Source organism: Pseudomonas sp. yb_9 (genome assembly GCF_043103635.1).
Classification (GTDB): Bacteria; Pseudomonadota; Gammaproteobacteria; order Pseudomonadales; family Pseudomonadaceae; genus Aquipseudomonas; species Aquipseudomonas monteilii.
This window is the reverse complement of sequence record NZ_JBICKA010000063.1, coordinates 1-5,127: the sequence shown is the minus strand read 5'-3', so window position 1 is coordinate 5,127 and position 5,127 is coordinate 1. Positions and strand designations below refer to the sequence as shown.

Below are 5,127 nucleotides of genomic sequence, written 5' to 3'. Positions count from 1 at the left end.
TAGCGTCGGGCAGGTCAATTTCGTCGCCAATAGGAGAAACCTAAGTTTTGCAGATCTTCCCTGACGCACTCCGGGCAGCAGGCGACGGCGAAAGTTGAGAATGGTGGATTCATCGGAGATGCGCTCCAGGCTCAGTCCAGAGAATTGCCGCAGGATGGTGGTCTCGTACAGAGCTTCCTACGTCACCGGATCGCTGTAGCCGACCAGTTCTAAATCAGGTGCACGAGCCTCGCCATATGCCGGACGACCACCTTCGCCCTTCGGGTAATGCGGCCCGATCAACGGAATCAAACCCTTCCAGGGCACCACCTGAACCATCTCGATCAGAAACAACTCTTTGCGGGTCTGCTTACGCTTGCCGGCGTATTCGGCATGGGCGAAGGTCAGTTACTACATCGGAAAACTCGGCAGGTGGAGTCCAGGCATTTTGGCAAAATCGGGAAGTCTTCTTCAGGATTTCCCTAGCAGTACACGCATGCTTCCATCTCCCTGAAAAAGCGAGAATGTAGCATCACTTTGCCTCCCGATGGCGCAAAACAAGGCGCTTGAAGCAGCCTGTCCGCCCGCCCACCGTGGATGGAAATCCAGTGGCGCAACCTTGAAGTTGGCGCCAGATGCAAAAGCCCAGCGCGTGGCTGGGCTCAGCGATCACTGCTCCTGGGGAGACCAGTTGAACTTGTAGTTGAGGGGCGGTAACTCGTAGTGCTCTGCCAGATACAGCCCAAGCATCTCACCCTCCTTCGCATAGGCTGCTGCCTTGTCGGCGGTGGGGCACCAACTCACCCAAAGCGTATCTAGTGGAAACATCTTTTCGAACGAGGCAAAGCTAAACCGCCAGCCAGCCATGTGGCCAGTAGATCCTTTCGAGCCTGCGCAACGAACAAATGCCGACAGGCGACGCTTCAGATTATCCGACTCACCGACAGTGAGGATTCCGTTCTCATCAATCCCGACTGCACGCTCTATCGCACGGTCCGCGCAGATTATGTACACACCAGGCAATGCCGGTGCATCTTGATAATGATCTACGAGCTTCAGCCACTCAGGCTCCCAGCCATCCCAATTTTTGACCTTCATCGAACGCCTCCATAGCTAGAGGCAAAACGATATCACAAGCTCCCACTGGCCGGAGGCCAGGCGCAAAAAGCCCAGCGCGGAGCTGGGCTTCATCACACTCAAGATCTTAGGACGTTTACATACACCAACGCCAGTTTCCGGTTTTTTCACGGCCAAACACCGAAATCTGTACAGCTGCTGCCCAGTCCCCGCATTTTGCTGTGATGCATCCGTAGAATGAGGCTTTAAATGCTGCTATTGCCGCTGCACCACCACTCAGAAGTGCTGCGACTCCTGCGGCGGCAGCCGCTATATTTGCACAGTCCTGCACATCCGTCCAAATTTGATCTAACGAAGGGTGCGAGAACTCCGCAACTATTTCTGTACAAGACGTACGACATTTGAGCCCGCCATCCCATTTTGTCTGGTCGTAGCAAAGCCCGCTTGCTAAAACCACCTGCCTGCTACCAAACAAATAAACAACACCGATTCTCTCTAAAATCTCGTCATCAGTGTTCGGTGTGGAAATTTTATTAGCTGCTAAATCCCATCTTTCCAGATGTCCACGCCTAACATAAAAAGCGTTAACTTCAGACAACCCAACAACAGGACCTTTCTTCACATCCTTGACGTAATGATCAATAAGCTTGGCATGGTGCTTATCAAAGCCTCTACTATCAGCCATAGTTTCGCGCTCCGCATCAACATGTAGGAAGGTGGTTTCACACGAAAGCACACTGTGCAGAAATCAATATAGCCCAAATAATTGCGCGCAACCCTTCAGCTCACAACCAAAATTCTCCGATTCAGAACTGGCTAGACTGCAGCCGACGCGTAACCTGGCCAAGCATCCAGCGTGGATGAAAAGCCAGTAACCCGACATCCCGAGGCCGTAGTAGCTTTGTGCCGCCAGTCGATGAGCGACTTGGCGGGCCAACTTCATAGAGGAAGAACCATGGCTTTACGGATTTCGAACATCACCATCAATTACGGCGCCAATCCGGTTTCTGCCCAGGTAGGCCTGGCTGATCAACACGGTTGCAACGTATTTGTAAATATCAACCTGGAGGGAAAGGCTCCTGAGGCTTTCACCCTCCACGAACTGAGTGAGTTGGCAAAAGCAGCAGCCAAGCATCTGGTAGCCAACGCTTAATCTACCGTGGGCGGCGGATCTACTCGCTGCCCCTCTTTGTCCAGCAGGATCGCGACTTGATGCTGAAGAGCAGCAATGGCCGATGCAAGCGCATTGATTTGTGTGTGAAGCGAATGAAGCCTTTGATCAACAGAACTCATGATTGCTCCTATGCGGCCCTGCCGCTTCTTTTCGCGTCCCGATGACGCAACACAAGGCGCGTCCGATCGAGCCAGGGCCCGCCGAACACGATTATTTCTGATGGCCTGCCAAGCAGGTGGTGCAGCATGAAGGGGCCAGGGCCGTACACCGGTGCATGTTCCTCATGAAGTTGAACATCAGCGCCTAGGTAGATACCCGCATGGTTCGGGTGAGCGGTTCGCCCAACGGCCATGACAATCATGTCGCCGTGCTCCGGCTGGCCGACCTGGTAGAAGCCAGCGGCCTCGTAGGCCTGCTCATAAAGACTTGGGCCGTCTGTTTGCTCCCACCAACCTTCCTCCCGAGCGTAGGCCGGGAATTCCAACCCCCACTCGCGCTTATACCAATCCGCGCAGACCTGCCAGCAGTCCCAGGCGCCGTGCACAAAGGGCCGCCCCAGCAGCGGAGTGTGACCGGTCGGCGTGACGATACGGAGATCGCCCTCCGGCCACGACAGGATGTACCAGGGCAAGCCTGTGGCCTCGCACATGGCCAAGTCACGCGGCGACGGCCGGCTGGTCGCGTCAGGATGTGAGTGCACGATACCGATGACCTCGCCCTGGTCTTCAGCTGCCGCGTACTCCTCAGGAGAGATCCGGAACTCCTCAGCCGGGTCAGCTGCGGTGTTCTCGCACGGCACGTACCGCCGCGAGCGGCCTATGGCAACGATCAGCCCGCAACACTCACGCGGGTATTCAGCCGCCGCGTGCGCTTGCACGGCGGCAATAATGTGTTTGCGCATGGTCAGCTCCGGGCGATCAGGGAAGCGGCCGGAAAGCCGCCGAAGGGTAGTTGGTTGCCCTGGCCGTGTCGGACTGTGCATCCGGTGTCGAGGCAGCCATTGCACTGGTCCTTGGCCGGGTCGTCCGTGGCATTTCCGTCGAGGTCAAAATAGGGCCCGGTGTATCCGCAGTTGGGGCCGCGGTAGCCGGCGGTCATCGCCCAGTGGCACAGCTGGGTCATCTGCCGGCCAATGGTCTCGCCGCCGACATCGCCAGGGCTGGCAAGCTCCCAGGCGACCGCAGTACCGCTCTCCGACACCTTCTGGTCGATGTACCAGACCTCGATCGCTTCCTCAGTAGTCTCGGCTCCCGCGTTGCCATCGTGGAAATTCACAGCATCCAGGTACCGCGCCATGGTGTGGCGCATCGTCAACTTGAACTCGAGCAAGTCATCAAAGGCCAGGCACAAGCCTTCCGCGCTGCACTGGTGACTGGTGTATGCAACCAGGTCTGCGAGCAAATCGACGAGGACAAGTACAGCGCCCTGCCCGAGTGGATGCGCAACGACGGCGGACGCCACGAGGCCGGCCGCTGGGACGAGCTCCGGAAGCTGATTAAAGATCATCTCGCAGCCATCGAAAATGGCGGGGATGGCCGCGACTTCTGGGACTCGCTGAATGACCGCCTGAGCGAGGCCGACGACATCAGCTACGTCGAGCAAGCCCGCATGTTCATGGGCGAGCACCACGAAGTGCTTGGCCTGGGCTGCGACTACTGGGAGATCATCATCGACAAGCCGCGCGACAGCCTGATCAACCGGCTTTACCTGATCAACCATGCGGCCAAAGCAATCGTCGCCCAGCAGGGCGAGGTCAAAGCCGCCTGACCCTCCGGCGCTGTCCGCCTAGGGTATTTCATTACTAGCGAGAGCCACCCTCAAAGCTTCCGGGAACAAACGGCCAGCCGCCGCGGCGCTTCTTCCCTGACTTTTCCATAGCTGCAGCTACTCGTTCTCGCTCTATCTTCTCGTAGAGCTTCGCCCGGTACTCAACCGGAGTTGCCTCAAGAAGAGCAGCGAGATCGTCAAACTGATGCTTCTTTTGATGCTGCTCAGCCCTGGTAAGTCTTGGTTTTTTTGCCACTGAGAGTCTCCGCTTCCGGCTCCATACCGGTCACCTCACCATTAGCCCAGTTTAACGACGTACGCCACCCCGGCGCTTCCCGCCAGCGCCCTCCACGATGGAGCAGAAGACGATCAAGACTACCTACCTGACTGGACACGCTCCAGATCGATTTCGAGTGAAGCTACCCGCTGCCGGAGCTCTTTCAACTCCTCTCTTAACTCGTAGCACTCACGAATGGTGCGGTTGTGCAACCTGTCATTCTGAAAAACCCAATAAATAAAGACCGGAACGGCCGCTAGAAACCAATACATAACGCCTCCTTTTTTGAGCCGCACTATAGCTCACGCGGCCCACTGCCTTCCCCTATTCAACGATAACGCCTCCCCGGCGAGGGCGGCGCTTCGAAATGAAAAGATGTGGTATAACCACAATCGTTACTTAACTTTGAAAATTGACTCAACACCGTTAGGTAAAATTTCTGATTCGACGATTTTGTCGTGCAGCTGCTGCCCTTTATTCAGCACAAACTCTCGAACATGCTCAAATAACTCCACCCACACAACAGCATCCTTCTCGTCTTGCCAGACCAAGTCCGGCTGCTCGATCTCAGACATTATTCGATACGGTAGATCTCGACCTTTCTTCCATTTGTCAGGGGCAACCACCACAACGCGTGCCACCTCTAGCTTCTCTGCACCGCTATGGGCAGCAAAATTGTGCCGATACTTGATTCCAAGGTCATGGAGTCGGTGAAATTTTTCGTCAAGTTGCCGCTTCTCTAGCTTGACTGGACGACCATCGCACTTAGGGAAGGTCTGAAGTAGCCCTGTATTTCCGGTCGACTTCAGCCCTCGCTGCTTTTGAAAGCGGGCCGTCGATCAAAATCGACCAG

The 5,127-nt window shown here is 56.0% G+C and carries 7 protein-coding genes and 2 pseudogenes; 2 read left to right on the top strand and 7 right to left on the bottom strand.

Translation table 11 applies throughout. From position 1 onward, the window contains the following. Positions 1 to 78 precede the first annotated feature (78 nt). The 3 genes and pseudogenes from ACF8MI_RS18005 to ACF8MI_RS17995 all read right to left on the bottom strand — a co-directional run. Positions 79 to 387: pseudogene (locus ACF8MI_RS18005) on the bottom strand (transposase); the annotation flags it as partial. A 261-nt stretch (positions 388 to 648) separates the two neighbouring features. Continuing rightward, positions 649 to 1,077 carry a GIY-YIG nuclease family protein gene (locus ACF8MI_RS18000; RefSeq protein ID WP_164524399.1) on the bottom strand — a complete coding sequence of 143 codons (429 nt, stop codon included), beginning with the start codon at positions 1,075 to 1,077 and terminating at the stop codon, positions 649 to 651. Positions 1,078 to 1,192: 115 nt separating this feature from the next. Then, positions 1,193 to 1,741 carry a hypothetical protein gene (locus tag ACF8MI_RS17995; RefSeq protein ID WP_164524398.1) on the bottom strand — a complete coding sequence of 183 codons (549 nt, stop codon included), beginning with the start codon at positions 1,739 to 1,741 and terminating at the stop codon, positions 1,193 to 1,195. A 270-nt stretch (positions 1,742 to 2,011) separates the two neighbouring features. On the opposite strand from ACF8MI_RS17995, the gene ACF8MI_RS17990 reads away from it, so the two are divergent. After that, positions 2,012 to 2,209: a hypothetical protein gene (locus ACF8MI_RS17990; protein WP_164524397.1), complete on the top strand. Its 198-nt coding sequence runs from the start codon at positions 2,012 to 2,014 to the stop codon at positions 2,207 to 2,209. On the opposite strand, the gene ACF8MI_RS17985 is transcribed toward ACF8MI_RS17990, so the two are convergent. The 3 genes and pseudogenes from ACF8MI_RS17985 to ACF8MI_RS17975 all read right to left on the bottom strand — a co-directional run. Further along, a complete protein-coding gene (locus ACF8MI_RS17985) occupies positions 2,206 to 2,349 on the bottom strand; it encodes a hypothetical protein (RefSeq protein ID WP_164524396.1) in 144 nt (47 codons plus the stop codon). The two genes, ACF8MI_RS17990 and ACF8MI_RS17985, sit on opposite strands and share 4 nt — an antisense overlap. Positions 2,350 to 2,357: 8 nt before the next feature. After that, positions 2,358 to 3,131 carry a C40 family peptidase gene (locus ACF8MI_RS17980; RefSeq protein ID WP_164524395.1) on the bottom strand — a complete coding sequence of 258 codons (774 nt, stop codon included), beginning with the start codon at positions 3,129 to 3,131 and terminating at the stop codon, positions 2,358 to 2,360. 2 nt (positions 3,132 to 3,133) lie between these two features. Then, positions 3,134 to 3,580, bottom strand: a pseudogene (locus tag ACF8MI_RS17975) (phage minor tail protein L); the annotation flags it as partial. On the opposite strand from ACF8MI_RS17975, the gene ACF8MI_RS17970 reads away from it, so the two are divergent. Then, positions 3,530 to 3,997 carry a hypothetical protein gene (locus tag ACF8MI_RS17970; RefSeq protein WP_232905569.1) on the top strand — a complete coding sequence of 156 codons (468 nt, stop codon included), beginning with the start codon at positions 3,530 to 3,532 and terminating at the stop codon, positions 3,995 to 3,997. The pseudogene ACF8MI_RS17975 and the gene ACF8MI_RS17970 overlap by 51 nt on opposite strands. 672 nt (positions 3,998 to 4,669) lie before the next feature. Here ACF8MI_RS17970 and ACF8MI_RS17965 read toward each other — a convergent pair. Beyond that, a complete protein-coding gene (locus tag ACF8MI_RS17965; protein WP_200929330.1) occupies positions 4,670 to 4,849 on the bottom strand; it encodes a hypothetical protein in 180 nt (59 codons plus the stop codon). Positions 4,850 to 5,127 lie beyond the last annotated feature (278 nt).